Genomic DNA, 26008 nt, shown 5'->3' with positions numbered 1-26008 from the left:
GCGCCGATGCGCAATGCCTCACTCGATCGCCGCACGCTTTTGAAGTCTGCGGCGGCGGCGAGCGCCGCAACCCTCCTGCACGCGCCGGCGCTTGCACAATCGGCACCGCGCGTGACCGTGATCGGCGGCGGCTTTGCTGGCGCCACCTGCGCACGAGAACTCAAGCGAAGCGGAGTTGCCGTAACGCTGGTCGAGCCAAACGCGACCTACACCGCGTGCCCGTTCAGCAACAACGTCCTGGCGGGGCTGCGACCGCTCTCGGCGCAGGAATTCGGTTACGATGCGATCAGGAGAGACGGCGTCACAGTCGCACAGCAGCGCACCAGCAGCATCGATCCACAGGCCAAGCAGGTCGCGCTCGCCGACGGGGGACGCCTGGACTATGACCGGCTGGTGCTGGCGCCGGGCATCGACCTGCGGTTCGATGCGCTGCCCGGCTATGATGAGGCGGCGGCGCAGACAATGCCGCACGCCTGGAAGGCTGGCGAGCAGACCACCCTGCTCCGCCGCCAGCTCGAAGCTATGGATGATGGCGGCACTGTTGTGATGTCCGCGCCCGCCAATCCGTTCCGCTGCCCACCTGGCCCCTACGAACGCGCCAGCCTAATCGCCCATTACCTCAAGACGCAAAAGCCGCGTTCGAAGCTCATCATTCTCGATGCCAAGGACGCGTTCTCGAAGCAAAGGCTGTTTCAGAATGCCTGGACGCCCCTCTACCCGAACCTCGAATGGATTTCACTATCCTCCGGCGGCAAGGTGACGGAGGTCGACGTCAAGGAAAAGACACTGGTCACAGATTTCGACCGCCACAAGGCCGATGTAGCGAACGTCATTCCGCCGCAACGGGCCGGCCTGATCGCTCAGCTTGCCGGCATCGCCGATCGCTCCGGCTGGTGCCCGATCGATCCGGTGACGTTCGAATCCAGGCAGCAACCAGGGATTCATGTCATCGGCGACGCCTGTATCGCCGGCGGCATGCCGAAGTCGGCATTCGCCGCCAACGCACAGGCGAAAGTCTGCGCCGCTGCCGTCGCCGGTCTCCTGCGCGGCGAAACGCCCGTGCAACCAAAGCTCATCAACACCTGTTACAGTCTGGTCGCGCCGGACTACGGCATCTCGATCGCGGGCGTATATCACCCGGCCAACGGCGTACTTGCGGATGTCGAGGGCGCAGGTGGCGTCAGCCCGATCGATGCGCCCCCATCATTCCGCGCGCTCGAAGCAACCTATGCGGACACCTGGTTCCAGACGATCACGACAGAAGTCTTTGGCTAGCGCCGTCGCGATGCTGCTCGCAATGACAGCGGCCGATGCCGATGAGCTCCGCGCGTTCAAGGTCACCGGCGACGCCATCGTCGAGCCGCTCGGCGGCGCGCGCGGCGACGTGGCGCGCGGCCGCGCCATTGTGGTCGATCGGCAAAAGGGATTGTGCCTCTTGTGTCATACCGGTCCGTTCCCAGATCAGCGGTTTCAGGGCACGCTGGCGCCGACTCTGGCCGGCGCAGGCGCGCGCTGGACCGAGGGCCAGCTGCGGCTGCGGCTGGTGGATAGCGCCAAGTTGAACCCGGCGACGATCATGCCGTCGTACTATCGCACCGAGGGGTTAACGCGGGTCGGCGCGGCCTGGCAGAACAAGCCCGTGCTGACCGCGCAGGAGGTCGAGGACGTGGTGGCCTTCCTTGCGACATTGAAGGATCCGCAATGAGCGGCTTTGACTTGTCATTTCTGTCCCGACGACGCGCCCTGATCGCAGGCGCCGGCGCGCTGTCGACGCTGATCGTCCGGCCCGCGCGCGCGACCACCGAAACGATGCAGGCGGCCATTCACGCGTTTTCGCACGGAGCGCCGATCCGCCAGGGTCGGCTGAAGTTGGACATCCCGCCGCTGGTCGAGAACGGAAACTCGGTGCCGCTCGTCATCACTGTCGACAGCCCGATGACGGAGAAGGATTTCGTCAAGGCGGTCGCCGTTTTCAACGAGCGCAACCCGCAGCCGAACATCGCCACCTTTCATCTCGGGCCGCGATCCGGCCGCGCCTTCATCTCGACGCGCATCCGGCTTGGCGATTCCCAGACCATCATGGCCATCGCCCAACTCAGCGACGGTACGCTGTGGTCCGGCTCGGCGGAGCTGATCGTCACGCTGCCCGCCTGCGTGGAGAACTGACATGGCGCGTGTGCTGATCAACGTCCCGCCGAAGGCCAAACGCGGCGAAGTGATCGAGATCAAGACGCTGATCTCGCATCCCATGGAAACCGGCTACCGGCCGAAGGGCGACGGCACATTCTTTCCGCGCGACATCATTCAGACATTCGTCTGCACGCTGGATGGCGAGGAGATCTTCCGCGCCGACCTTCATCCGGCGATCGCCGCCAATCCCTTCATCGCCTTCACCACGGTGGCGCGCGAAAGCGGCCTGTTGGTATTCTCGTGGACCGACGACCGCGGCGAAGTGCAGACGGAACAGGCAAAGCTCGTGGTCGAATGATACGGCTTGTGGCAGCCCAGCGCCTCCTCGTCCCGGCGGCGATGATGTGCCTAGCGGCAGCGAGCGCGGTGATGGCCCAGACGATCGACGGCCGCCGCTCGGGCTTCGATTTCATGAGCCGCGACTCGCAGCAGCTGCAGCGCGACGACACGGCAAATCCCGGCATGCTGGCTGTGCTCGACGGCGAAGGCCTATGGAACGCAAAGGCCGGTCGCGCCAACAGGTCCTGCGCCGACTGCCATCAGGACGCCTCAACGAGCATGAAGGGCGTCGCTGCGCGCTATCCGGCGTTCAGCGCCGCGCTCAACCGCCCGATAGACCTGCAGGGCCGCATCAACGCCTGCCGCGAAACGCAGCAGCAGGCGACGCCACTGCCGTGGGAGAGCAAGGAGTTGCTGGCGCTGTCCGCCTATGTCGGCAACCAGTCACGCGGCATGCCGATCGCGCCGCCGGACGATGCCCGGCTGGCGCCATTTCGCCAGCGCGGCGAAGCGCTCTACACCCGCCGCGTCGGCCAACTGAATTTCTCCTGCGCCAACTGCCACGACGACAACGCCGGCGGGAAGCTCGCCAGTGCCGTGATCCCGCAGGCACACCCGACGGGCTATCCGATCTATCGGCTCGAGTGGCAAGGCATCGGCTCGCTGCAGCGGCGCTTGCGCGGCTGTTTCATAGGAGTGCGCGCCGAACCATACGCATACGGCGCGCAGGAATATGTCGAGCTCGAACTGTTCCTGATGTCACGCGCAAAAGGCATGACGATCGAGACGCCGGCCGTCCGGCCCTGATAGCGGCAGGTCGCCTTACTGCCCCCTCTTCCCCGTCGCGTCGAACTGCTTCAGATAAGCGATCAGGTCGGTGACCTGCTGCGGGTTCTTGAGGCCGGCGAATACCATCTTCGTGCCCGGAACCTTCCCCCTCGGATCGACGATATAGTCGCGGAACGTCGCCTCGTCCCAGGTGATGTTCGCGTTCTTGTTGGCTTGGCTATAATTGTAGCCTTCGATCGTACCGCTCTTGCGGCCGAAGATGCCGTTGAGCTGCGGACCAACCAGATTGCGCGCTGTCTCACCGACCTGATGGCAGGCGCGGCACTGCGTGTACACGCGTTCCCCCGCTTCCGCGCTTTGCGCCAGCACGTGACTGGCGCTCGCAGTCAAGACAGTCAGCGCCAGAAAAAAAGTCCGCATCGATTTGTCTCCAGTTCGGATAAGCGTCTATGCTTGCCCGAACAAGACGGCAAAACGAGGAAACCTATATGACGCCCCTGGAACGTATCCGCAGCTTTCCACTTCCGTTCGCAGAGCTGATGGGTATCGCGTTTGTCGAAGCGGACAAGGACCGCGTGGTCGCGACGCTGGATGTGCGCGACGATCTCTGCACCGTCGGCCACTCGATCCATGGAGGCGCGCTGATGGCGCTCGCGGATACGGTCGGCGCGGCCGCCACCGTCGTGAACCTGCCAGCCGATGCGAAAGGTACTACGACGATCGAAAGCAAGACCAACTTCGTCAGCGGCGCCTTGGCCGGCACGACCATCAAGGCCATTGCGACACCCGTGCATCGCGGCCGGCGCACGCAGGTGTGGCAGACGCGGATCGAGAGCGCCGACAACAAACTCATCGCACTGGTGACACAGACGCAGATGGTGCTTTAGTTGAATCTCCTCGGCTGCGGTGGGTTCTGGTTCGGAGATTAACCATGCGGCTTAACGGAAAAGTTGCCATTGTCACCGGTGGAGGTTCCGGTTTCGGCGAAGGCATCATGAAGAAATTCGTGGCCGAAGGCGCGAAAGTCGTGGTCGCCGATCGCAACGCGGAAGCCGCCTCCTCGGTCGCCGCCGCGCTTGGCGCGAACGCGGCAAGCCTTCACGCAGACGTGACGGTGACGGCCGACGTCGCCGCCATGCTCGAGACCGCGAAGCGACAATTCGGCGGTCTGGACATCCTGGTCAACAACGCCGGGATCGGCCACCTGCCGCAGCCCTTGGACGAGCTCGACGAGGCCAGCTTCGATCAGATCACCGCGGTCAACATGAAGGCGATCTACCTTGCCGCAAAACAGATCGTGCCTTATTTCAAGCAGAAGAAGCGCGGCGCCATTCTTAATATCGCCTCCACGGCCGGCGTCAGCCCACGCCCGAATCTCACCTGGTACAACGCCTCGAAGGGCTGGGTGATCACGGCGACGCGCGGTATGGCGATCGAGCTCGCACCGTTCGGCATCCGCGTCAATGCGCTCAATCCTGTCGCCGGCGAAACGCCGTTGCTTGCAACATTTATGGGCGACGACACGCCGGAGAATCGAGCACGGTTTCTGGCGACGATCCCGCTCGGCCGCTTCTCGACGCCTGAGGATCTCGGGAATGCCGCTGCGTTCCTGTGTTCCGATGAAGCCAGCATGATCACCGGCGTTGCCATGGAAATAGACGGCGGCCGCTGCATTTAGGCGATCAATGCGTCATCGCATGTCAGTGGCGGCACGATCGGCCCGATTGACGGACATCGTGCAAAGGGCGATGATTTGGCGCCCTCAAAAATAGGAAATGGGACGATGAATCATCCCCGGCCGCTCGACCTCGCGCAACGCGACCTCGCCTACATCGTACATCCCTACACCAACTTCAAAACCAATGAAGCGAACGGCCCGTTCATCATCGACCGTGGTGAAGGCATCTATGTCTATGATGCTGACGGCCGGCGTTATCTCGAAGGCATGGCAGGTCTCTGGTCGGCCTCGCTGGGCTTCTCCGAGCCGCGGTTGGCCGAAGCTGCCGCCAAGCAGTTCGCCCGCCTGCCCTATTCGCAGATCTTTGGCGGCCGCTCGCATGAGCCGGGCATCCAACTCGCCGAGGAGCTGGCGAAGATCACGCCCGACGGACTGAACCACGTGCTGTTCGCCAACTCGGGTTCGGAAGCCAACGACGCCGCCTGCAAGATCGTCTGGTACTACAACAACCAGATCGGCCGTAAGGCGAAGAAGAAGCTGGTCGGCCGCTATTTCGGCTATCACGGCATCACCGTCGCGTCCGGCAGCCTGACCGGCCTCGCGCCCGTGCATGCCGACTTCGACCTGCCGCTCGACCGCATGGTGCACACCGATGCGCCGAGCTATTACCACTTCGGCAAGGCCGACGAGACCACCGAGCAGTTCGTCGCCCGGCTCGGCGCCAGCCTCGAGGAACTCATTCAGCGCGAGGGCCCAGAAAATATCGGCGCATTCATCGCCGAACCGGTGATGGGCGCCGGCGGGGTGATCGTGCCGCCGCCCGGCTATTTCGAGTGCATCCAGCCGATCCTGAAGAAGCACGACATCCTGTTCATCGTCGACGAGGTGATCACCGGCTTCGCGCGCACGGGCGAACTGTTCGCGTCGTACACCTACAATCTGAAGCCGGACATGATGACCATGGCGAAGGCGCTGTCGTCCTCGTACCTGCCGATCTCGGCGCTGATGATGACCGACAAGATCTACCAGGCGGTCTCCGACGGCAGCGCCAAGAATGGCGCGTTCGCGCACGGCGTCACATATGCTGCGCATCCGGTCTGCGCAGCGGTCGCACTGGAGACGCTTGCGATCTACAAGGAGCGCAACATCGTCGATCACGTCAAGAAGGTGGCGCCGCGGCTGCAGAGCGGGCTCGGCGCGCTGCAAAATCACCCGCTGGTCGGTGAATCGCGCGGTGTTGGCTTGATTGGCGCCGTCGAACTGACGCGCAGCAAGAAGGAGAAGACCGCGTTCGACAGCAAGCTGGGACTCGGCGCCTATGTACAGTCCCGCGCTGCGCATCATGGCGTCATCCTGCGCAACGTGAAAGATGCCATCGCGGTCTGTCCGCCGCTGATCATCACCGAGGCAGAGATCGAGGAACTGCTGCAGGGCCTGCATCGCGCGCTCGATGATGGCCTCGATCACGCCCGCAAGCAGGGTTGGGTGTAGAGACGGAACACCGTCAGATCGAATTCGCTGGCGCGAGCGGCCGCCACAGGTCCTCGCGCCAGCGCACGGCGATGAAAAGCGTGAACAGGAGACCGACCGCCGCATAGAGAGTTGCGGTCGGCGCGAACCCCAGCCGCTCGATCATCGGCCCCGCAATCAGTAGCCCGATCGGCAGGCTGTAGATCGCCATCATGCGCACGCCCATCACCCGGCCGCGGAAGCGTTCGCCGGCGGTGCGCAGCAGGATCACCGCCAGCGTGATCATGCTGAAGCTCTGCGCAAATCCCGCCATCATCAGGCAGGCGATCGCGGCCGGCATCGTCTGCATGTGCGCGAACAAAATCAGCAGCACGTACCAGATCACGGTCGACGTGATCATCAGCCGCGCAAGCCTCACCCCGCCGATGTTGCTCAAGATCATCGAGGCCGCGAGCGCGCCGAAGGCGAAGCTTGCGGAGAGGTAACCGAGGCCCGTCTGGTCGGTTTGATGAACGTTGCGGGCAATGTAGGGCAGCAGGTTGCCGGTGAAAGGATACGCCGTCAGGTTGACCAGGAATGCGATCCACATCGCCGCCTGCATGCGCGGCGTGTTCCAGATATAGGCGAGCCCTTCCGAAAGATCGCGCCAGGGCGACGGACGCGCGCTCGTGCTGTCGGTGTCGCGCTGAGGTGCGGTTTCGGCAGCCGGAGAGATACAGAGCGTCAGTATCGTGCTGAGCACGTAGAGGCTGGCGATCGCGATATAGGCCGGCCCCATGCCGAGCGTTGCGAACATGCCGGCGCCGGTCAGCGCTCCGGCGATGCGCGCAGAGTCCATGGTGGTTCGGGACACACTCATGGCGCTGACAAGGTACTCATGCGGCATGGTCGCCGCCACCAGCGCGCCGCGTACGCCGAGATCAGACGGCCGGATGACCCCGAAGATCGCCGCAAGAATGAACACGTAGACCGGGTTGAGCAGCCCCGTCAGCGCCAGCACCAACATCGTCGTCGCCAGCACGGCATAGGCGGCACGCATGCCCGCAAGCAGATTGCGGTGGCCGATACGGTCGCCGAATACGCCAAACATCGGCGCCACCAGCGTGCCGAGATACATCAGCGAGCCGAAAAAGGTAAGGACGACGACCGAGCCGGTCTCGACCAGGATGTACCAGCCGAGGATCAGGAACTCCATCTCGAAGGCCCAGGATGTGAGCACGTCCGCCGGCCACTGGAAGCGGTAGCTGCGAACCCGAAACGGAGCGAGCGCGGAATTCCGCGCAGGCGCAGTCAACTCTTCAGGCCGCGATTCATCGCGCGCCGACCCTTCCTTGGCTTCTTCCCTTTGAATTGTCTTAGCGCCTGACTATGGCTCCGACCACCCCTGTCCGTGCGTGGCAACGTTCAAACGCGCACATGGCTCGTCTGCTCGCAAATCACTTGGCGTCAGCGAGAATCATGTCGCTCGCCTTTTCGGCGATCGCGACGATCGGCGCGTTGGTGTTGCCGGACACGAGATCCGGCATGATCGATCCGTCGACCACGCGAAGGCCGTCGATGCCGCGCACTCGCAGCTGCTGATCGACCACCGCCAGCGGATCATTGCCCATCCGGCAGGTCGACGTCGGATGAAAGACCGTGCTCGAGCGCTGGCGGGCATAGGCGAGAAGATCCGCATCGCTCGTAACCTGTGGTCCCGGCTCCTCCTCGCCCGCGCAGAACGGCTTCATCGCAGGCGCCGCCAGGATCTTGCGCAGGATCTTCAGTCCCTCGACATTGGTGGTCCGGTCGGTGTCGGTCGAGAGATAGTTGATGCGGATTTCCGGCGCGACCTCGGGGTCCGCGCTTTTGATCTTTACGGATCCCCGGCTCTCGGGGCGCAACTGGCACACATGCGCGGTGAAGCCGGAGAACGTGTGCAGATTCTCGCCCATCTTGTCGGTCGAGAACGGAATGAAATGAATCTGCACGTCCGGCGTTGACAGCCGCGGATGTGTCTTGAAGAACGCGCCGGCGGAGGCGGCGGCGATCGTCAGCGGCCCCTTGCGAAGGAACGCGTAGCGCATCGCCATCATCGCCTTGCGGCGAAGGCTCATGACATCGTCATTGATGGTAATCGCCCGCGAGCAGCGTGTGACGATGCGGACCTGCAGGTGATCCTGCAGGCTCGCGCCGACGCCGGGCGCATCGTGCACCACATCGATGCCATGCTGGCGCAAGAGCTCGCCCGACCCTACTCCGGAAAGCTGCAGAAGCTGCGGCGAATTGTAGGCGCCGCTCGAAACCAGCACTTCCTTGCGCGCCCTTGCCGACTTCAGGGCGCCGTTCTGGCGATATGCGACGCCGGATGCGCGCTTGCCGTCGAACAGCACACGCTGCGCCAATGCATTGGTCTCGATCTTCAAATTTCGCCGCTCGCGCGCGGCGCGCAGATACGTGCGCGCCGTCGAGCCTCGGCGGCCGTTGCGCGTCGTGGTCTGGTAGTAGCCGGCCCCCTCCTGGCTCGCGCCGTTGAAATCGTTGTTTGCCGGAATGCCGACCTGCGTCGCCGCCGTGATGAATGCATCGCTCAGCGGATCGTTGATGCGGGAGTTGGACACATGCAGAGGTCCGCCGACGCCGTGATATTCGTCCTCACCCCGCTGCTGGTTCTCCGCGCGCTTGAAATACGGCAGGATGTCGTCATAGCCCCAGCCGACATTGCCGAGCTGCTGCCAGCGATCGTAGTCCGCATGCTGACCGCGGATATAGACCAGGCCGTTGATGGAGCTCGACCCGCCGAGCACCTTGCCGCGCGGCTGAAACACCTGCCGGCCGTCGAGTCCCGGCTCCGGCTCGGTCTGGTACATCCAGTTGACCTTGGGATTCTTGAACAGCCGTGCATAGCCGATCGGGATGTGAATCCAGATATTGCGGTCACGCGGACCTGCTTCCAGCAGCAGCACCGAATGCTTGCCGTCGGCGGTCAGGCGGTTGGCGAGCACGCAGCCGGCAGAGCCTGCGCCGACAATGATGTAGTCGAACTCACCCGTGTCGACCGCCCCGTCTCGTCCCGCCATGGTCGTCCTCCAGATCTTGTTCTTGTGCCGCCCGCAGTTTCCGCAATGGGCTCGCGCGGCTGGTTGTTTGACCATGCCGTCTGATCGCGATTAAAGCAATCCGACGCGCGTCTCTGGAGTATTTCCGGGTGGATACCGGCCTTCCGCAAGCAGATGCGACCACAAGTAATTGGGAGATCACGCCGCAATGTCCGCCAAGCCGCTGTTCCAGCCCTTCAGCTATAAGTCTTTGTCGCTCGCCAACCGCGTGGTGATGGCACCGATGACCCGCTCGCGCAGCCCGAAGGGCGTGCCGGGCACCGACGTCGCAGCCTACTACCGCCGGCGCGCCGAAGGCGGCGTTGGCCTGATCGTTACCGAGGGCACGACGGTGGACCGGCCCGGTGCGTCGAACAGTCCGAGCATTCCCAATTTCCATGAGTCCGCCAGCCTCGAAGGCTGGAAACGCGTGGTCGATGAGGTGCATGCCGCCGGGGGCAAGATCGCTCCCCAGCTCTGGCACCAGGGCATGGTGCGCAAGCCGGGCACCGGACCGCATCCCGACGGGAAATCCGACGGTCCGTCCGGTCTCTCCGGTACGGGCAAGGCGGTCGGCGAGCCGATGACGGATGAAGATATCGCCGACACCATCGAAGCGTTTGCAAAGGCGGCCGCCGCGTCGAAGAAAATCGGCTTCGATTGCGTCGAGCTTCACGGCGCGCACGGCTACCTGATTGATCAGTTCTTCTGGGAAGGCGCAAACAGGCGCACCGACGCCTGGGGTGGCGATCTCGTCCGCCGCACGCGTTTCGCCGCAGAGATCGTCAAGGCGGTGCGCAAGCGCGTGGGCGCGGACTATGTGATCATCCAGCGCTTCTCGCAGTGGAAGCAGCAGGATTATGCGGCCAAGCTCGCACTGACCCCGAAGGAACTCGAAGCGTTCCTTGCGCCGCTGACGGAGGCCGGCGTGGACATCTACCATGCCTCGACACGCCGCTTCTGGGAGCCGGAATTCGAAGGCTCAAACCTCAATCTCGCCGGCTGGACCAAGAAGATCACCGGCCTGCCCGCGATCACTGTGGGTTCGGTCGGCCTGAAGGGCGTCGATTTCGTCCACTCGCTGCGCAATCCAGGCGACCAGTCTGAGGTGAGCGATCTCGGCGAACTCGAAGCCCGGCTCGAACGCGAGGAGTTCGACCTGGTCGCGGTCGGCCGCGCCCTGATCAGCGATCCGAACTGGACCGCCAAGGTCCGCGACGACCGCACCAACGAGCTGCAGCCGTTCTCGCCTGAAGCCATGAAGGAGTTTGCGTAATCTCATTGCGAGGCATAGCCGTTCGAAGAACACGTCGCTTCGCTCGCAAATGACGGCTACCCCGCAATCCTGCGACAATGCTCCAGCGCGGCGGCGATCAGATTGTCGCTGGCTTCCGGCGTACGAAACGCTGAATGCGCCGACAACGTCACGTTCGCCATGGTTTTGAGCACATGACCGTCGGGTAGCGGCTCTACCATGAACACATCGAGGCCGGCGTGACGCAGTTGGCCTGAGTTCAATGCGTCGATCATCGCCGCTTCGTCGACCAGGGCGGCGCGCGCGGTGTTGACAAGGATTGCCCCCTTTTTCATCGCGCCGATCCGTTCCCGCGAGAGGAAGCCGCGCGTCTCGTCGTTCAGTAGAAGATGCATGGATACGACATCGCTTTCCTTCAGAAGCGTGTCGATATCGACGAACGCAATATTGTCACCGGCCTTCGGTGTCCGGTTCCAGGCGATCACCCGCATGCCGATGCCGGACGCCATTCGCGCCACTTCGGCGGCGATCCCGCCGAAGCCGATCAGGCCGAGCGTCTTGCCAGTCAGCTGCATGCTTTCGGTGCGCAGCCACGCCCCCTTGCGCATCTCCCGGTCCATGCGGGCGATGCCGCGCGCGGACTCCCACATCAGCGCCATCGCGCATTCGGCGACCGCGGTGTCGCCATAGCCCTTGATGGTGTGAACGGCGACGCCAAGCTCAGCAAGCTCCTCAGGGCTCATGTAGCTGCGTGCGCCAGTTCCGAGGAACACCACATGCTTCAATCCCGCGCAGCGTTTTGCGATATCAGTCGGCAGATAAGTGTGATCGATGATAGCGATCTCGGCCCCGCCGAGGACATCCGGCAGCGTCGGCGGCGGCACGTCCGGGTCGAGGTGGACATGCACCACTGGATCCCCCGGCCTCTTCAACCGCTCGAAGATCCGGCCAGAGGCTGCATCGCCATCGACAAAAACCGCCCGCATTCCATCTTCCCCCGTTTATGCACCGCACACGTCATCCGACCGATTGCCGAACAGACCACTTGGCGGCAGACTACAGCAAAACAACAAAGGGAGGCAGCGCCGTGGCCGAATACGAAACCATCATCTATCAGCAGCCCGCGCCAAATGTGGCACGGATCGTCATGAACAGGCCGGACGCGCGCAACGCGCAGAACCTGCAGATGACCTACGACCTGAACGCCGCGTTTGACCGTGCCGTGCAGGACGATGTGATCAAGGTGATCGTACTGGCAGGCGCAGATCCGCATTTTTCGGCCGGCCATGACTTGCGGGCGAGCGGCAAGACCAGGGCCGGCGTCGACTTCCCGCCCGTGAGCTGGTGGGGCGGCTTCAACGAGCCGAATGCGCATGGCCGCTTCGCTCGCGAGCAGGAGATCTACCTGCAAATCACCCGCCGCTGGCGCAACCTCGCCAAGCCGACCATCGCCGAGGTGCAGGGCCGCTGCATCGCCGGCGGGCTGATGCTTGCCTGGGCCTGCGACCTGATCGTCGCGAGCGACGATGCGGAATTTTGCGATCCGGTCGTCACCATGGGCGCCTGTGGCGTCGAATGGTTCGTGCATCCGTTCGAACTGGGCCCGCGCAAGGCCAAGGAATTCCTGTTCACCGCCGACCGCTGGACCGCGCAGGAGGCGCACCGGCTCGGCATGGTGAACCACGTCGTGCCGCGCAAGGAGCTGCAGGGGTTCGTCCTCGACCTGGCGTCGCGGATCGCCTCAAAACCATCGTTTGCGCTGAAGCTGACCAAGGAAGCCGTCAACCGCGCGATGGACGTCTCCGGCCAACAGGCAACGATCGAGCATGCGTTCGCGCTGCATCAGCTCTGCCACGCTCACAATCTTCAGGAGTTCGGCATGGTCGTCGATCCGGCAGGCCTGCATCCGTCGGTGCGAAAGCCTGCTGCGGCGGAGTGATACGCCCGGCAGAGAGAGCATCTATTACGAACCAAGCGAAGCTCCCCGTCATTGCGAGGAGCGAAGCGACGAAGCAATCCAGCGCAGCATTTGCCGCAATCTTAGACTGGATTGCTTCGCCATAGGCGAGCGAAGCGACGCCGTTCTTACGAACGGCTATGGCTCGCAATGACGTGAGCGGACTTGCTCGCCCGTCTGCATGTCATTGCGGATCGTCCGACCTCACCTAAGGCGCTGCTTTCACTTGCCTAAATTCTTACCCGCAAGCTGAACCTGAAACCACGCGCGCTGCCTAACGCACATGGGACTGCTGCAGCGCGCAAAAGCTCTCAAACCGGAGCCGCGCTGCCATTCGGAAGGACATCCTCCATGTTGCAGGATCGCTATGGCAATCCGGTTTCTACGCGTTCGCAAGGAGCCATCGACAAATACAACGCTGCGCTCGAGCTCATCCGTCTCTATCGCGGTGATCCGATCGCCGCGCTCGACGCCGCGCTTGAAGAGGACCCGAACTTCACGATGGCCTGGGCGGCGCGCGCCGGCGTGCTCGTGCAACAGACCGACAAGGCTTATCTCGGCGAGATCGACCGCTCATTGAAGGCCGGTCAGGCATTACCCGGCAACGAGCGCGAGCGCGCGCATCTTGCGGCCGCCCAGGCCTGGGCGCGCGGTCACATGGACGACAGCGTGTCGAAATATGCGCGCATCGCCCAAAACAATCCCACCGACCTGTTCGCTGTGCAAACCGCCCATGTCGGCTGCTTCTTCACCGGCCGGCAGCAGGAGCTGCGCGACGGGCCGCTGCAGGCGCTGCGCGCCTTCAAGCGCGATGACGACGGCTATCATGCCCTGCTCGGCATGGCCGCCTTCGGACTCGAAGAGTGCGGCGACTACGCGAGGGCCGAAGCGCTCGGCACCGAGGCGGTGTCGCTCGATCCGCGCGATGCCTGGGCGATCCATGCGGTCGCACACGTGCACGAGATGCGCGGCGATGTCGAACGTGGCGTGCCGTGGCTGCGCGACAGCGCGCAGGACTGGTCGCCGGAAAACGGGTTTGCGTTCCACAACTGGTGGCATCTCGCACTGCTGCATCTTGACCGCGGCGACGCCAAATCGGCGATCACGATGTACGACACCAAGGTGCGTCCGAACGCCGACGCAACCGCGATCCTCGAATGCATCGACGCGTCCGCCCTGCTCTGGCGGCTGCATCTGGAGGGCGTGGGCACAGGCAACCGGTTCGCCAAGCTCGCCGCCTGCTGGGAAAGCCGCATCGAAGACGGCCATTACGCCTTCAACGATCTGCATGCGATCATGGCGTTCCTCGGCGCCGGGCGCCGCAAGGACGCAGAGCGCGTGCTGACGGCGATGCGCTGTGCCGCGATGAAGACGGACGACAACGCCTACATGTCGCGGGCCGTCGGTATCCCGCTCTGCGAAGCATTCCTCGCCTTCGACATGGGTCGCTTCGCCGAGACCGTGGAGAAGATTGCCGCCGTGCGCGGCATCGCCCAGCGCTTCGGCGGGTCGCATGCCCAGCGCGACATTCTCTCGCTCACCGTGCTGCATGCTGCATTGCGTGCCGGACTGAAGCCGACAGCGGAAGCCTTCGCGAGCGAACGCGTCGCGCACAAGCCGGAAAGCCCATGGGCACGCAACCTCGCCGAGCGCGCCCGCAAGCTGGTGGCCGCCTGACATAGGCGTCATTGCGAGCGAAGCGAAGCAATCCAGTCTGAATCTACCGCGAGTACTGCGCTGGATTGCTTCGTCGCTTCGCTCCTCGCAATGACGAGCAAAAGGAATAACTGATGATCCCGCAAATCAAGTCGACGAAGCTGCCAACCGGCGTGACCGTCGAGTTCATCGAGCACGGCGCGGCGACTGGAGCGCCACTGTTGCTGCTGCATGGCCTGTCCGACAGCTGGCATTCGTTCCTGCCACTGTTGCCGCACCTGCCACAGGACGTGCGGGCGCTCGCCTTCAGCCAGCGCGGGCATGGCCAATCAGCCAAGCCGCGCACCGGCTACAGCCTCGACGCGCTGACTGAGGACGCGAGAGCGTTTCTGGACGCCATGCACATCGATCGCGCTGTCGTCGCCGGTCACTCCATGGGTGCGGCGGTCGCGATGATGTTCGCCGCCGCATATCCTGACCGGGTTGCAGCCCTCGCCCTGCTCGGCGCATTTGCGGACCTCCGTACCAACGTCGCCGTGATCGCGCTTCGCAAAGACGTGCAGGATCTCAGCGATCCGATCGATCCTGCTTTCGCACATGCGTTTCAGGTCAGCACCACTGTCAGGATGATTGACGACGACTTCATTGACTTGGTCGTCTCCGACAGCCAGGCGTTACCTTCGTCGGCGTGGCGCAGCCTCACCGAAGCGTTCATCACGTCGGATCTGCCGGCGACCTTCACTCGGATCAAGGCTCCTGCCCGGCTGATCTGGGGCGACCAGGACGTATTCGTGCCACGCAGCGAGCAGGACACACTGCTGTCAGGCGTGCCGCACGCAACGCTGCACGTGCTTGAGGACACCGGTCACGCGGTCCACTGGGACAAGCCTGGCAAAACCGCCGGCATCATCGGCTCGCTTATGCGGGACGCGGCCGGACGTCTGCCGGCCTGACCGCGTACGGCTCCTGCTCTTCAGACCAGAAAGTCTACGACCATGTTGATGACATTGATCGCACTGCAGGCGCTGTGGCGCGTCTGGCGCGAGCGTCAGCGCCAGCGCAACGTTCTTGCGCAAATGACATCGCGCGAACTCGCCGATTTCGGCTTGACCGACGCTGAACGGCAGGTCGAGGTCGACGCCCCGTTCTGGCGCGCGGTCTTCGAGCACTATCGTCGAGACGCCCTCTCCCTGCAAAACAAGCGGACGCGGTTGCAGCGAGCCATGTCGCGCCTATCCCGGATGTCGGAACGTCGGCTTGCGGCAGACGCTGAATCGCGAACAGAGCGCGTCTGAGGCTGCGCAATTTTAAGGCATCCGCCAAGCGATGTGTCGTCAATCTGTCGCAATATCCCGCATCGGTTTTCTGTCGATCATGCGTTGCGATCAAACAATCGTGTCCGCGGCCGGGAATTCGCCCGCATTCGCGGCAATGCGAAAGCGAGCAGGCATGTCTGCGCAAATCGAATAATTTTGCGGGAATTGACTATCGGCTTGTCAACGCTGTGCTGCAAACATAGATCGCCGGTGAAGCGAGCAAACCGGAGGCGCATATGGCGCGAGCAACGGCACGAGAGCCTGTTCAGGACCCCATCCCGATACCGGAGAAGATCTCGATCCAGATCACAGTGAATGGCAAGGCGACCGAACTCAAGGTCGCGCCCTGGACCACGCTCCTCGACGCCCTGCGCGATCGGCTTGACCTCACCGGCACCAAGAAGGGATGTGATCACGGCCAATGCGGCGCGTGCACCGTGCTGGTCGACGGCCGACGTATCGTTTCCTGCCTGACACTGGCGGTGATGAAAGACGGCGCGCAGATCGTCACTGTCGAAGGTCTCGCCAAGGATGGCGAGTTGCACCCGGTGCAGCAGGCTTTCATCGACCATGACGCCTTCCAGTGCGGCTACTGCACACCGGGACAAATCTGCTCCGCTGTCGGCCTCCTGGCAGAAGGAAAGGCCAAAAGCGCCGACGAAATCCGCGAGCTTATGAGCGGCAACATTTGCCGCTGCGGCGCCTATCCGAACATCGTGGCAGCGATCCAGCAGGCGATGGGGCGATCATGATCAACTTTCAGTACTCGCGCGCGACCGACGTTGCCGACGCGGTCCAGCAGATCGCGGCTTCCACTTCCGCGAAATTTATCGCCGGCGGCACCAATCTGATCGATCTCATGAAGGATGATGTCGAACGCCCGACACGGCTGATCGATATCTCCCGGCTGCCGCTCAAGCAGGTGCAGCAGACAGCGGACGGAGGCTTGCACATCGGTGCCCTCGTGCCGAATTCCGATCTCGCCTACCACCCCTTGATCGAGCAGCATTATCCGCTCGTCAGCAGCGCGATCAGGGCCGGCGCTTCGCAACAGCTGCGCAACATGGCATCGACCGGCGGCAACCTGCTGCAGCGGACGCGCTGTGCCTATTTTTATGACACGGCGACGCCGTGCAACAAGCGCGAACCAGGCAGCGGCTGCTCGGCCCTGACCGGAGCGCAGCGGATGCACGCGATCCTCGGAGCCAGCGAGGCCTGCATTGCGGTCCATCCCTCCGACCTCTGCGTGACGCTCGTCGCGCTGGATGCCAAGGTGCATGTGGCAGGCCCGGCCGGCGCGCGTGTCATCCCATTCCAGGACTTCCACCGGCTCCCCGGCAACACGCCGCATCTCGACACCAATCTTCATCCGCACGAGATCATCACTGCCATCGAGCTCCCGGCCCAGGGCTTCGCCAAGAACTACTCCTACCTGAAGATCCGCGATCGCCTGTCCTACGCCTTCGCCCTCGTCTCCGTCGCTGCGGCGCTGGAGCTGGAAGGCGGAAAGATCAAGCAGGCACGGCTTGCCCTCGGCGGGGTCGCGCACAAGCCCTGGCGGGTACACGCCGCCGAAGCCGCACTGCAAGGACAGGTGCCGGACGGAACGGCCTTCGCGCGAGCCGCCGACCTGGTGCTGAAGGATGCGAAGGGCTATCCGCACAACATGTTCAAGATCGATCTGGCGCGGCGAGCGACGATCCGTACGCTTACGCAAGCCGCGAAAGGCACTCCGCAGCCCCCGTCGAACAAGAAAATTATGTGAGTTTTCGCCTGCCTGAAGGCAGGACACGCCTGCGTCCCGCAACCTTCGAACTGATCAACGAGAGACCAAGACGATGACCGCATACATCGGCACCCCTGCATCTCGCATCGATGGTCGCGCCAAGGTGACCGGCGAAGCCCGATATGCCGCCGACTTCAACGAGCAGAATCTGGTCTATGGAGCCGTCGTCGCATCAACCATTCCCAAGGGTCGCATCAAGCATATCGACGTGAGCCAGGCACTCCGCGTCGCCGGCGTCCTCAAGGTGCTTACACATCAAGATCGGCCGCAGATGGCCGCAGACGACGACGCCTACAAGGATGATGTCGCCCCCGAGGAGGGCTCTCCTTACCGGCCGCTCTACGATGACAAGATCCTGTTCAATGGCCAGCCGCTGGCACTGGTGCTCGCGGACGACTGGGAAACAGCGCGCTTTGCCGCGACGCTGGTCCAGGTCGACTACGACGCGGCGCCGTATGTCACCGACCTGCAGGCGCAGCTCAGCACCGCCTATGTCGTTCCGAAGCCCGAAAAACCCCGCGGAGATGCGGCCAAGGCGTACGCAGCAGCGCAGGTCCGCCACGAGGCCGAATATTTCATCCCGACCGAGTACCACAATCCTATGGAATTGTTCGCCTCGACGGTTCACGTCGATGGCGCAGGCAAGCTGACGGTCTATGACAAGACCCAGGGCGTGCAGAACGTGCAGGGTTACCTGTCGAAGATCTTCGCCGGGTCCGTTCAGGAATTCCGCGTGATCTCGCCATTCGTCGGCGGTGCATTCGGCGCCGGCCTGCGGCCGCAATATCAGGTCGTGCTTACGGTCCTCGGCGCGCTGGCGCTCGATCGCTCGGTCCGCCTCGTGCTGACCCGTCAGCAGATGTACGCGCTTGGCTACCGGCCCGCGACGATCGAGCGGCTCGCGCTCGGCGCCAACGCCGACGGAACGCTCGCTGCGATCAACCACGAGGCGATCGCCGTCACCTCGCAGTTCGAGGAGTTCTCCCGCAACGACACCGGCTGGTCAGGACTGCTTTACAAGAGCCCCAACACCAAGTTCGTGCACAAGCTGGTGCGGCTCGATGTGCCGACCTCCTCAGACATGCGCGCGCCGGGCGCCGCAACTGGTGTGTATGCGCTGGAAAGCGCGATGGACGAGCTTGCGGTTGCCCTGGACATCGATCCGCTGGAGCTGCGGCTTCGCTGCTATTCCGATCGCGATCAGAACGAGAACCTGCCCTACACCAGCAAGGCGCTGCACGAATGTTATCGCCAGGGCGCGGACGCCTTCGGATGGAGCCAGCGCAATCCCAAGCCGCGTTCGATGCGGGACGGAGCGGATCTCGTCGGCTGGGGCATGGCGACAGGTGTCTGGGAAGCCTTGCAGATGCCCGTGGCGGCGCGCATCGTGCTGACCGCCAACGGCCATGCAGAAGTTTCCTGTGCGGCGTCCGATATCGGCACCGGCACCTATACGATCGTTGCCCAAGTCGCAGCTGACAAGCTCGGCCTGCCGATCGAGAATATCAGCGTGAAGCTCGCCGACTCCACCCTGCCCCAGGCGCCGGTCGAAGGCGGATCCTGGATGGCCGCATCCGCATCTCACGCCGTCGCGAGCGTTGCAGATGACATCCGCGACGAACTTCTCAAGCTTGCGAAAGCGGTCAGCGGTTCACCGCTAGCCGGGGCCGCAGGCGCGGACGTGACGTTGGCCGGCGGACGGCTTGTGTCCAGGAAGGATGCCGGTCGGGCGATGTCCATTTCCGACCTCATGCGGCATGGCGGACTCGACAGGATGACGAAGGAGAAGCTCAACACCTTCGCGCAGGACCATTCGCATGCGCGCAACACGCACTCGGCGATCTACGCGGAAGTCAAGGTGGACGAGCAGCTTGGCGTGATACGGGTAACCCGGGTCGTCAGCGCGGTGGCGGCCGGACGCATCCTGAATCCGAAGACCGCCGGCAGCCAGGTCATGGGCAGCGTCGTCGGCGGCATCGGCATGGCCCTGCACGAAGAGGCGGTTTACGATCACGCCTTCGGTCGCATCATGAACGCAAACGTCGCCGAGTATCATATGCCGGTGAATGCGGACGTGCACGACATCAAGGTCATCTTTGTCGATGAGCCGGACGACCAGGTCAATCCGCTCGGAATCAAGGGCGTCGGAGAGATCGGCATCGTCGGCGTCGCTGCCGCGATCGCCAATGCAGTCTACCACGCGACAGGCAAGCGGGTGCGCGACCTGCCAATCACCCTGGACAAACTGAAAGCCTAGCACTGATGTTAACTGCTCTTCCCGCTTGCGGGAAGAGGCCGACGCTCGTCGTGCGGTTGCAGGTCCTTTCGAAGCGGCGCGGCTGCATGCGAAGGCCCACGCGGCGGTGCAGCCGCGGCGAAATCCGAGTGGTTAACGCTAACGATACGGATCGTTGGCATTCTCGGCCGCCATCGGTGAAACCACCCGGCGCGTCTCTATGAATCAGGCCAGAGAACCAGCAATGCCCGCCGTGGCCGTCGTGATGGCTGCTTACAATGCAGACAAGACAATCCGCGACGCCGTGACAAGCATTCTGTCCACGAGCGTCGACTGCAAGGTCTATGTCGTGGACGATCAGAGCCGCCAGCCTGTCAGTCAGGTGCTGAGCGACCTTCTGGACCGCATCACCGTTCTCCGCATGAAGCAGAACGCGGGTCCGGCGGCTGCACGAAACGCTGCTCTGGAAGAGATCCTGAAGACCGACATCAAATATGTAGCGATCATGGATGCGGACGACATCGCCGCACCCGACCGACTCGAGAAGCAGGTCGCTTTCATGGAGCAACATCCGAATGTCGGCGCCTGCGGCACGTTCTTGCGCGAATTCCACGAGGAGACCGGTGAAACCATCCGGATCTTCAAGAAGCCGGTCGCGCCAAATGACGTGCGGAACGTGATGTTCTTCAACATGGGCATCGGCCATGCGAGCGCGATGTTCAGGACGGATGTCCTGCGGCACGTCGGCCTGTATTCGCTGGATTACAGGGCCGCTGAAGATTACGAACTGCTGCGCCGGATCGGCGCACGATACCCGATCGCCAATATTCCCGAGCCTCTGGTGCACTATCGAATTTCATCGCAAGGCCAGTCACTCCGCCTGCGAAAGCGCCAAGTCTATGAGCGCATGCTCGTTCAGCTTAAATACTTCGAGATTGGCGAATGGCGGGCCTGGGCTGGTCTGGCGCGCTCGCTCGTATCGATGATTCTTCCGCCGCGCATTCTGCAGGCGCGGGCCGAGCGAGCCGCGGCCAGCCAGGATCGGGCACCCTCGCCGCGCTAGCCTCCAGTAGTCGGCGTTATGGTTAACAATCTATCACCTTCGTGCGTGTCCAATTTGCGATCGTAGAGGCCAACGCCTATGTGATAAAAATATCCATGAACGCACGCCCTCAAGACATCTGTCGAGCGGACCTCGCTTCGAACGGCCTTCCGCCTGACTGCGAAACGAAAAATGTCGCTTCCCGCCTCTCCGCTCGCGCCCGCTGAGCAGGCGGTGTCCGCCGGCGTTGACGCGCCGGTGGATTATGCCGAGACAGCCCGAATTGGAAACGAAGCGTTCTCGGCCGAGGATGTCTTCACCCCCGATCATATGCGGTGGCTTTATGAGCAGTGCTTCTCGGAAGGCGCCACCGTCGTCTCGCTGCGCACCGCGCAGCAGAAAGTTGGGCAATTTGTCATCGTGCGGCAGGAAATCGTCGCAGACGGCGTGCCGCAGCCGGCCGCGCAACTGGTAGACCTGTTCGTCCTGAAGGCATTCCGGTCGCGCCAGACGCTGGCGTCGCTCTATGACGCCGTGGCCGACCAGTGTCGAACACAGCATATTCGCTTTGCGATCGGGATGCCGAACGAGAAGGCGATCGCCGCGAACGATCACTTCTTCGGATTGAAGCCACATCTCTGGTTGGATATCCGTGCGGGGCTGGCGCTGCGCGGCCCGCCGTCCACGCTCACTATCAATGAACGGTTTTCGAAAGATCGCGCGGCGACCTGGGTCAACGCGCTGCACCCGTATCTTCCGCCGTTGAGTGAACAAGGCGTGTTCTGGACTGCCGACAGCCTCTGCACGCGTCTCACCAATCCGAGATTCTCTTACGGCATCCACGCAACGAACGATCTGTTGCTGATCTCCTCACCGCGTGAACGACGCGGCGTACCCTACACCCTGCTCTGCGGTTTCTTCCCGCGCGCTGGGGCGCACATCTCGCGCGCCGACGTGCAGGCCGTGACACGCGCGGCCTGCCGCGTCTGGCAGCGCCCTCTGTTCGTTTACCCAGGCATCCACAGGCGCATGCCCGACCTTCCAGGATGGCGACTTCCGCGGCGGCTTCGTCCGTCGACGATGCTCGTCCAGTTGCGCGATTTCTCTCCAGAGATGCCGCCTCTGGTGTTCGACCGATACCAGCCGCTCGACTCCGATTTCGCCTGAGTAGTGAGTAGCCCGGGCGAGCGAAGCCACCCCGGATAGACTCCACCGGAAACATCCCGGATGTCGCTGCGCCCATCCGGGCTACAGGCTGAGCGCTGGACAATGCCGTTCTGCAATCCAGAACGCATGTCGCTCGCAAAACCTGTTGACACTGCATTCGCTTGTCGCGAACCTTTACATCGAACGATGCACGGATTTCGATAAGGCGAAACAGCCGCGCACGGCTGTCGGATCGATGAGAATGCCCGAATAATCGGGCCATCGGCTGGCAACCAAGGTCACGGGAGGACCGCACGATGAAGTTCGGCATTTTCTACGAACTGCAGCTGCCCCGCCCCTGGACTGCAGACAGCGAATACCAGCTCTTCCAGGATGCGCTGACCCAGTTCGAGCTGGCCGACAAGCTCGGCTACGATTACGCGTGGGTGGTCGAGCATCACTTCCTGGAAGAGTATTCGCACTCCTCGGCGCCCGAGGTCTTTCTTGGTGCCGCCAGCCAGCGCACGAAGAACATCCGCCTCGGTCACGGCGTCGTCCAGATCACGACGAACCAGCCGCAGCGTGTGGCGGAAAAGGTCTCCACCCTCGACCTACTGTCCGGCGGTCGCGTCGAGTTCGGCATGGGAGAAGCCACAGGGCCGGCCGAGCTGCACCCCTTCGGGACCCGCGTCCGCGACAAGCGCGATCGCTGGGAGGAAGCGGTGCGTGCGATCCTGCCGATGTTCACCAAGGAGGATTGGGAGTTTCACGGTCAATACCACGATTTCCCGGCGCGTAACGTGATCCCGAAATCGCGCCAGAAGCCGCATCCGCCGCTCTGGGTCGCCTGCTCCAACATCCAGACGATTGCGAAAGCCGGCGAATGGGGCATGGGCGCGCTCGGCTTCTCGTTCGTGTCGCCCGAGGCCGCGCGCGCATGGGTGCATCGCTACTACAACAACTTCCTGCACAACCGAAATCGGCTGACGGAGTACAAAGATAATCCGAACATCGCCGTCGTCTCCGGCTTCATGTGTGCACCGACCGATGAGGAGGCGCGCGAGCTCGCCGCCGGCTGGACCTTCTTCATCTTCGCGCTCCAGTATTACGGTCGGGCCGGCGTCGATGCGCCAGGCAAAAGCGACCTCTGGAGCGCATATCAATCATGGCGCAAGAGCGACAAGGCGCAGGCCGCGCTGAACTCCGCCCTGGTCGGTTCACCCGAAACGCTGCGCAAGAAACTGCACCAGTTCGCCGAGTCGCACGTGGATCAGGTGATTCTGCTCAACCAGGCCGGCAAAACCACCCACAAGGCGATCTGCAACAGTCTCGAGCTGTTCGCAAAGGACGTGATGCCGGAATTCCACGCACTGACGCCGGCCCATGAGACGTGGAAGGCCGACGTTCTCGCAGGCCGGATCGTGCTCGAGAATCTCGCGACCGACGGTTACGATATCTATGCACACCAGAATCCGGGCGAGCAAAGAATGACACCGGAGGAGCTGAAGAGGCGCATGGCGGAAAAGGAAATGGCGAAGGCCGGCGCCAGGTAGCAAGTCGCGTTCATCTCACTAAACCAGCCTGAGGAAGTTTCATGCCCATCGTTCAAGCCGACCGCCTCACGAAAATCGGCGCTGCCCTCCTCCGCGCAGCGGGAGCCTCGAAGGACGAATCCGACGCGGTTGCGGTCGGCTGCATCAATGCCAACCTCGCGGGTCACGACTCGCACGGGATCATTGCGATCCCGACCTATATCGACCGCATCAAGGTCGGCCATATCGTGCCCGGCGAGAAGTGGACGATCGTGCAGGAGAGCCCGGCGACAACAGTCATCGACGGCCACTGGGGATTTGGCTTCTACGTCAACGCCAAGGCGATGGAGCTGACGATCGAGAAGGCCAAAAAATCAAACGTCGCCGCCTGCACCGTCTTCCGGCAAAGCCACGTCGGCCGGCTCGCCGCTTATCCGCTGATGGCAGCACGCGCCGGCATGATCGGCATCGCGACCGCGGATTCGGGCCGTTCGACCAAGGTCGTCGCGCCCTTTGGCGGCCGCGAGGCGCGGCTCGGCACCAATCCGATCTCGATCGCCGTGCCGTCTGATCTCGACGGGCCGATCTATCTCGACATGGCGACGTCGGCGGTTGCCGCCGGCAAGGTGGCGCTGGCCGCTGCCCGCGGCGAACCGATCCCGCAGGGTTGGGTGGTCGGCAAGGACGGCAAACTGACGACCGATCCAACCGACCTTCGTAAAGGCGGCGCGCTGCTGCCACTCGGCGGCACCGAGGGCTACAAGGGTTCAGGCCTCGCCGCGATGGTCGAGATCATGTGCGGCATTCTCACCGGTCTCGGCTTCGGCGTCGAACCGACCGGGCGGCACAACGACGGCACGTTCATGGCGGTGTTCAATGTCGAGGCGTTCCGGCCGCTGAAGGATTTCAAGAAGGAGGTCGCCGACTTCGCGCGCTATCTCAACGCTACGCCGCCCTCGGAAGGCTCCAAGGGTGTGCTGTATCCGGGCGAGATCGAAAATCGTACCGAGAAGGAGCGTAGCAAGTCGGGCATCCACGTTGAGGATGCCACCTGGGACAAGCTCAAGACGCTGGCCAGCGAGTACAAGCTCGCCGACGAACTCGGACTGTAGGACCGTACAGGACTGTAGCCCGGATGAGCGCAGCGACATCCGGGTCTGATTCCACAGCAAGTACTTCCCGGGTATCGCTTCGCTCACCCGGGCTACGGACGCGCACAGGAGAATTAGCATGACGCGGCAAATGGTGATGGTGGGCTTCCTGCAGGCACAGAACTGCACCAACCTGCCATCCTCCTGGCGCCATCCCTTGTCCCGCGACGATTCGACCTCCGCCGACTACTATCAGGAGATCGCGCGCATCCTCGAAGCCGGTAAATTCCATATCGGCTTCTTCGACGATCGGCTCGCGATGCCGGACCGGCTCGGCAACGATCACGCGCACACGGTCGAATACGGCATCCGCTGCGTGAAGATGGACCCGATCGTCGTGCTGACGATGATGGGCGCGGTCACGACCAAGCTCGGCCTCGCCTCCACCGCGTCCACCACCTACTTCGAGCCGTTCGACGTCGCGCGGCGCTTCCAGACGCTGGATCTGATGAGCAACGGTCGCGCGGCCTGGAACGTCGTCACCTCCGTCAACGACGGCGAGGCGTTGAACATGGGCCAGGACGCGCACATGGAGCACGACGCCCGCTACGACCGCGCCGACGAATTCATGGAAGTGGTGCTTGGCCACTGGGACGCCTGGGATGATGGCGCGATTCTGAACGACAAGAAGAACGGCCGCTATGCCGATCCGTCGAAGGTGAAGCGGCTCGACTACAAGGGCAAATGGTTCAAGTCGCGCGGGCCGTTCACGGTGCCGCGTTCACCGCAGGGCCATCCGGTGGTTATCCAGGCCGGCGCGAGCGGTCGCGGCCAGCGCTTTGCCGGGCGCTGGGGCGAAGTGATCTTCGCAGCCGGCCGCAACACCGACATCGCCAAGGAAGGCTATGATGCCGTGAAGGGTGAAGCCGCCCGGCTTGGCCGCAATCCGGACCACATCTTCATCTGCAACATGCTGCTGACTGTTGCGGGCGCCACCAAGACCGAGGCCGAAGACAAGATGGCGCTCATCCAGAAGCTGCCGACCGAGATGGATGCGCTGTCGCTGCTGGCGGAAGGCCTCAATTTCGACTTCGCGGCAAAGCCGATCGACGAGCCGCTCACGGACGAAGAGCTCACCGGAATGTCGGGCATCATCGGCATCCGCGACGGCGTCATCCGCAAGAGCGGCATCAAGAATCCGTCGGCCCGGGATTTCATCGTCCATAGCGGCCGCGGTCAGGTCGAAGGCGCCATCGTCGGCGGACCCAAGGAGATTGCCGACCACATGGAAGAAATGTTCGAGCGCAGAGCCTGTGACGGCTTCGTGGTGGCCGCGACCTATGTGCCGGGCGCCTATGCCGACTTCGTCAAGCACGTGGTGCCTGAGGTGCAGAGGCGTGGCTTGTACCACAAGGACTACAAGGGTACGACGCTGCGCGAGAACCTTGGGCTACCCGTGCCGCCGGTCGGTGCCTGGAAATTGCCGCCGCAAATGGCCGCGGAGTAGG

At 63.2% G+C, this 26008-nt stretch carries 25 protein-coding genes; 21 read left to right on the top strand and 4 right to left on the bottom strand.

Annotated elements, in window-relative coordinates:
- Positions 1-6: 6 nt before the first annotated feature.
- The 5 genes from RCO31_RS13455 (at position 7) to soxA (ending at position 3276) form a co-directional block, all read left to right on the top strand.
- Entirely contained in the window at positions 7-1275 is a 1269-nt protein-coding gene (locus tag RCO31_RS13455) for an NAD(P)/FAD-dependent oxidoreductase (protein ID WP_308968905.1), read from the top strand.
- Between the two features lie 22 nt (positions 1276-1297).
- The gene (gene soxX, locus RCO31_RS13450) at positions 1298-1705 is read left to right on the top strand and encodes a sulfur oxidation c-type cytochrome SoxX (protein WP_308968904.1); all 408 of its coding nucleotides are present in this window, start codon (positions 1298-1300) and stop codon (positions 1703-1705) included.
- The gene (locus RCO31_RS13445) at positions 1702-2166 is read left to right on the top strand and encodes a SoxY-related AACIE arm protein (protein WP_308968903.1); all 465 of its coding nucleotides are present in this window, start codon (positions 1702-1704) and stop codon (positions 2164-2166) included. The genes soxX and RCO31_RS13445 overlap by 4 nt, the downstream gene beginning before the upstream one ends.
- Before the next feature lies 1 nt (position 2167).
- The gene (gene soxZ / locus RCO31_RS13440) at positions 2168-2488 is read left to right on the top strand and encodes a thiosulfate oxidation carrier complex protein SoxZ (protein ID WP_308968902.1); all 321 of its coding nucleotides are present in this window, start codon (positions 2168-2170) and stop codon (positions 2486-2488) included.
- 71 nt (positions 2489-2559) lie between these two features.
- Entirely contained in the window at positions 2560-3276 is a 717-nt protein-coding gene (soxA, locus tag RCO31_RS13435) for a sulfur oxidation c-type cytochrome SoxA (protein WP_308968901.1), read from the top strand.
- A gap of 15 nt (positions 3277-3291) precedes the next feature.
- On the opposite strand, the gene RCO31_RS13430 is transcribed toward soxA, so the two are convergent.
- Positions 3292-3678 carry a cytochrome c family protein gene (locus RCO31_RS13430; RefSeq protein WP_308968900.1) on the bottom strand — a complete coding sequence of 129 codons (387 nt, stop codon included), beginning with the start codon at positions 3676-3678 and terminating at the stop codon, positions 3292-3294.
- A gap of 68 nt (positions 3679-3746) precedes the next feature.
- Between RCO31_RS13430 and RCO31_RS13425 the strand changes: the two genes are divergently transcribed.
- The 3 genes from RCO31_RS13425 (at position 3747) to RCO31_RS13415 (ending at position 6427) form a co-directional block, all read left to right on the top strand.
- Complete coding sequence (locus RCO31_RS13425; protein ID WP_308968899.1) at positions 3747-4145, top strand: PaaI family thioesterase; 399 nt, start codon at positions 3747-3749, stop codon at positions 4143-4145.
- Positions 4146-4189: 44 nt separating this feature from the next.
- Positions 4190-4936, top strand: a complete 747-nt coding sequence (locus tag RCO31_RS13420; protein ID WP_308968898.1) for a glucose 1-dehydrogenase — start codon at positions 4190-4192, stop codon at positions 4934-4936.
- Positions 4937-5041: 105 nt separating this feature from the next.
- Entirely contained in the window at positions 5042-6427 is a 1386-nt protein-coding gene (locus RCO31_RS13415; protein ID WP_308968897.1) for an aminotransferase, read from the top strand.
- Positions 6428-6440: 13 nt separating this feature from the next.
- On the opposite strand, the gene RCO31_RS13410 is transcribed toward RCO31_RS13415, so the two are convergent.
- Together RCO31_RS13410 and RCO31_RS13405 are read right to left on the bottom strand one after the other, a co-directional pair.
- Positions 6441-7700, bottom strand: coding sequence for an MFS transporter (locus RCO31_RS13410; RefSeq protein WP_308968896.1), 1260 nt, complete (start codon positions 7698-7700; stop codon positions 6441-6443).
- A 142-nt stretch (positions 7701-7842) separates the two neighbouring features.
- Entirely contained in the window at positions 7843-9465 is a 1623-nt protein-coding gene (locus RCO31_RS13405; RefSeq protein ID WP_308968895.1) for a choline dehydrogenase, read from the bottom strand.
- 187 nt (positions 9466-9652) lie between these two features.
- On the opposite strand from RCO31_RS13405, the gene RCO31_RS13400 reads away from it, so the two are divergent.
- Positions 9653-10759: an NADH:flavin oxidoreductase gene (locus RCO31_RS13400; RefSeq protein ID WP_308968894.1), complete on the top strand. Its 1107-nt coding sequence runs from the start codon at positions 9653-9655 to the stop codon at positions 10757-10759.
- Positions 10760-10815: 56 nt separating this feature from the next.
- Here the strand turns inward: RCO31_RS13400 and RCO31_RS13395 are convergent, their stop codons facing one another.
- Positions 10816-11724 carry an NAD(P)-dependent oxidoreductase gene (locus tag RCO31_RS13395; protein ID WP_308968893.1) on the bottom strand — a complete coding sequence of 303 codons (909 nt, stop codon included), beginning with the start codon at positions 11722-11724 and terminating at the stop codon, positions 10816-10818.
- A gap of 101 nt (positions 11725-11825) precedes the next feature.
- On the opposite strand from RCO31_RS13395, the gene RCO31_RS13390 reads away from it, so the two are divergent.
- The 12 genes from RCO31_RS13390 (at position 11826) to RCO31_RS13335 (ending at position 26007) form a co-directional block, all read left to right on the top strand.
- Complete coding sequence (locus RCO31_RS13390; RefSeq protein WP_308968892.1) at positions 11826-12677, top strand: enoyl-CoA hydratase; 852 nt, start codon at positions 11826-11828, stop codon at positions 12675-12677.
- A 369-nt stretch (positions 12678-13046) separates the two neighbouring features.
- Complete coding sequence (locus tag RCO31_RS13385; protein WP_308968891.1) at positions 13047-14372, top strand: tetratricopeptide repeat protein; 1326 nt, start codon at positions 13047-13049, stop codon at positions 14370-14372.
- Positions 14373-14485: 113 nt separating this feature from the next.
- A complete protein-coding gene (locus tag RCO31_RS13380; protein WP_308968890.1) occupies positions 14486-15304 on the top strand; it encodes an alpha/beta hydrolase in 819 nt (272 codons plus the stop codon).
- A 48-nt stretch (positions 15305-15352) separates the two neighbouring features.
- Positions 15353-15646 carry a DUF1127 domain-containing protein gene (locus RCO31_RS13375; protein WP_308968889.1) on the top strand — a complete coding sequence of 98 codons (294 nt, stop codon included), beginning with the start codon at positions 15353-15355 and terminating at the stop codon, positions 15644-15646.
- Positions 15647-15903: 257 nt separating this feature from the next.
- Entirely contained in the window at positions 15904-16419 is a 516-nt protein-coding gene (locus tag RCO31_RS13370) for a 2Fe-2S iron-sulfur cluster-binding protein (protein WP_308968888.1), read from the top strand.
- Entirely contained in the window at positions 16416-17432 is a 1017-nt protein-coding gene (locus RCO31_RS13365) for a xanthine dehydrogenase family protein subunit M (protein WP_308968887.1), read from the top strand. The genes RCO31_RS13370 and RCO31_RS13365 overlap by 4 nt, the downstream gene beginning before the upstream one ends.
- A gap of 73 nt (positions 17433-17505) precedes the next feature.
- Entirely contained in the window at positions 17506-19710 is a 2205-nt protein-coding gene (locus RCO31_RS13360; protein ID WP_308968886.1) for a xanthine dehydrogenase family protein molybdopterin-binding subunit, read from the top strand.
- A 223-nt stretch (positions 19711-19933) separates the two neighbouring features.
- Complete coding sequence (locus RCO31_RS13355) at positions 19934-20752, top strand: glycosyltransferase (protein WP_308968885.1); 819 nt, start codon at positions 19934-19936, stop codon at positions 20750-20752.
- 171 nt (positions 20753-20923) lie between these two features.
- Entirely contained in the window at positions 20924-21898 is a 975-nt protein-coding gene (locus RCO31_RS13350) for a GNAT family N-acetyltransferase (RefSeq protein ID WP_308968884.1), read from the top strand.
- Between the two features lie 296 nt (positions 21899-22194).
- Positions 22195-23430, top strand: a complete 1236-nt coding sequence (locus tag RCO31_RS13345) for an LLM class flavin-dependent oxidoreductase (protein WP_308968883.1) — start codon at positions 22195-22197, stop codon at positions 23428-23430.
- Positions 23431-23471: 41 nt separating this feature from the next.
- Positions 23472-24521: an Ldh family oxidoreductase gene (locus RCO31_RS13340; RefSeq protein ID WP_308968882.1), complete on the top strand. Its 1050-nt coding sequence runs from the start codon at positions 23472-23474 to the stop codon at positions 24519-24521.
- Between the two features lie 118 nt (positions 24522-24639).
- Complete coding sequence (locus RCO31_RS13335; RefSeq protein WP_308968881.1) at positions 24640-26007, top strand: LLM class flavin-dependent oxidoreductase; 1368 nt, start codon at positions 24640-24642, stop codon at positions 26005-26007.
- Position 26008: the final 1 nt, after the last annotated feature.

It is taken from the genome of Bradyrhizobium sp. LHD-71 (assembly GCF_031157255.1).
Taxonomy (GTDB): domain Bacteria; phylum Pseudomonadota; class Alphaproteobacteria; order Rhizobiales; family Xanthobacteraceae; genus P52-10.
Note: the sequence above shows the minus strand (reverse complement) of the source record. Positions and strands in the feature narration are given on the sequence as shown.

Bases quoted from the DNA above. Each gene is read 5' to 3' on its own strand.
- RCO31_RS13340 (WP_308968882.1), top strand. From the start codon at position 23,472: ATGCCCATCGTTCAAGCCGACCGCCTCACGAAAATCGGCGCTGCCCTC.
- soxX (WP_308968904.1), top strand. From the start codon at position 1,298: ATGACAGCGGCCGATGCCGATGAGCTCCGCGCGTTCAAGGTCACCGGC.
- RCO31_RS13385 (WP_308968891.1), top strand. From the start codon at position 13,047: ATGTTGCAGGATCGCTATGGCAATCCGGTTTCTACGCGTTCGCAAGGA.
- RCO31_RS13350 (WP_308968884.1), top strand. From the start codon at position 20,924: ATGTCGCTTCCCGCCTCTCCGCTCGCGCCCGCTGAGCAGGCGGTGTCC.
- RCO31_RS13400 (WP_308968894.1), top strand. From the start codon at position 9,653: ATGTCCGCCAAGCCGCTGTTCCAGCCCTTCAGCTATAAGTCTTTGTCG.
- RCO31_RS13395 (WP_308968893.1), bottom strand. From the start codon at position 11,724: ATGCGGGCGGTTTTTGTCGATGGCGATGCAGCCTCTGGCCGGATCTTC.
- RCO31_RS13420 (WP_308968898.1), top strand. From the start codon at position 4,190: ATGCGGCTTAACGGAAAAGTTGCCATTGTCACCGGTGGAGGTTCCGGT.
- RCO31_RS13355 (WP_308968885.1), top strand. From the start codon at position 19,934: ATGCCCGCCGTGGCCGTCGTGATGGCTGCTTACAATGCAGACAAGACA.
- RCO31_RS13455 (WP_308968905.1), top strand. From the start codon at position 7: ATGCGCAATGCCTCACTCGATCGCCGCACGCTTTTGAAGTCTGCGGCG.
- RCO31_RS13335 (WP_308968881.1), top strand. From the start codon at position 24,640: ATGACGCGGCAAATGGTGATGGTGGGCTTCCTGCAGGCACAGAACTGC.
- RCO31_RS13425 (WP_308968899.1), top strand. From the start codon at position 3,747: ATGACGCCCCTGGAACGTATCCGCAGCTTTCCACTTCCGTTCGCAGAG.
- RCO31_RS13405 (WP_308968895.1), bottom strand. From the start codon at position 9,465: ATGGCGGGACGAGACGGGGCGGTCGACACGGGTGAGTTCGACTACATC.
- RCO31_RS13445 (WP_308968903.1), top strand. From the start codon at position 1,702: ATGAGCGGCTTTGACTTGTCATTTCTGTCCCGACGACGCGCCCTGATC.
- RCO31_RS13415 (WP_308968897.1), top strand. From the start codon at position 5,042: ATGAATCATCCCCGGCCGCTCGACCTCGCGCAACGCGACCTCGCCTAC.
- RCO31_RS13375 (WP_308968889.1), top strand. From the start codon at position 15,353: ATGACATTGATCGCACTGCAGGCGCTGTGGCGCGTCTGGCGCGAGCGT.
- soxZ (WP_308968902.1), top strand. From the start codon at position 2,168: ATGGCGCGTGTGCTGATCAACGTCCCGCCGAAGGCCAAACGCGGCGAA.
- RCO31_RS13365 (WP_308968887.1), top strand. From the start codon at position 16,416: ATGATCAACTTTCAGTACTCGCGCGCGACCGACGTTGCCGACGCGGTC.
- RCO31_RS13430 (WP_308968900.1), bottom strand. From the start codon at position 3,678: ATGCGGACTTTTTTTCTGGCGCTGACTGTCTTGACTGCGAGCGCCAGT.
- RCO31_RS13370 (WP_308968888.1), top strand. From the start codon at position 15,904: ATGGCGCGAGCAACGGCACGAGAGCCTGTTCAGGACCCCATCCCGATA.
- RCO31_RS13360 (WP_308968886.1), top strand. From the start codon at position 17,506: ATGACCGCATACATCGGCACCCCTGCATCTCGCATCGATGGTCGCGCC.
- soxA (WP_308968901.1), top strand. From the start codon at position 2,560: ATGGCCCAGACGATCGACGGCCGCCGCTCGGGCTTCGATTTCATGAGC.
- RCO31_RS13345 (WP_308968883.1), top strand. From the start codon at position 22,195: ATGAAGTTCGGCATTTTCTACGAACTGCAGCTGCCCCGCCCCTGGACT.
- RCO31_RS13380 (WP_308968890.1), top strand. From the start codon at position 14,486: ATGATCCCGCAAATCAAGTCGACGAAGCTGCCAACCGGCGTGACCGTC.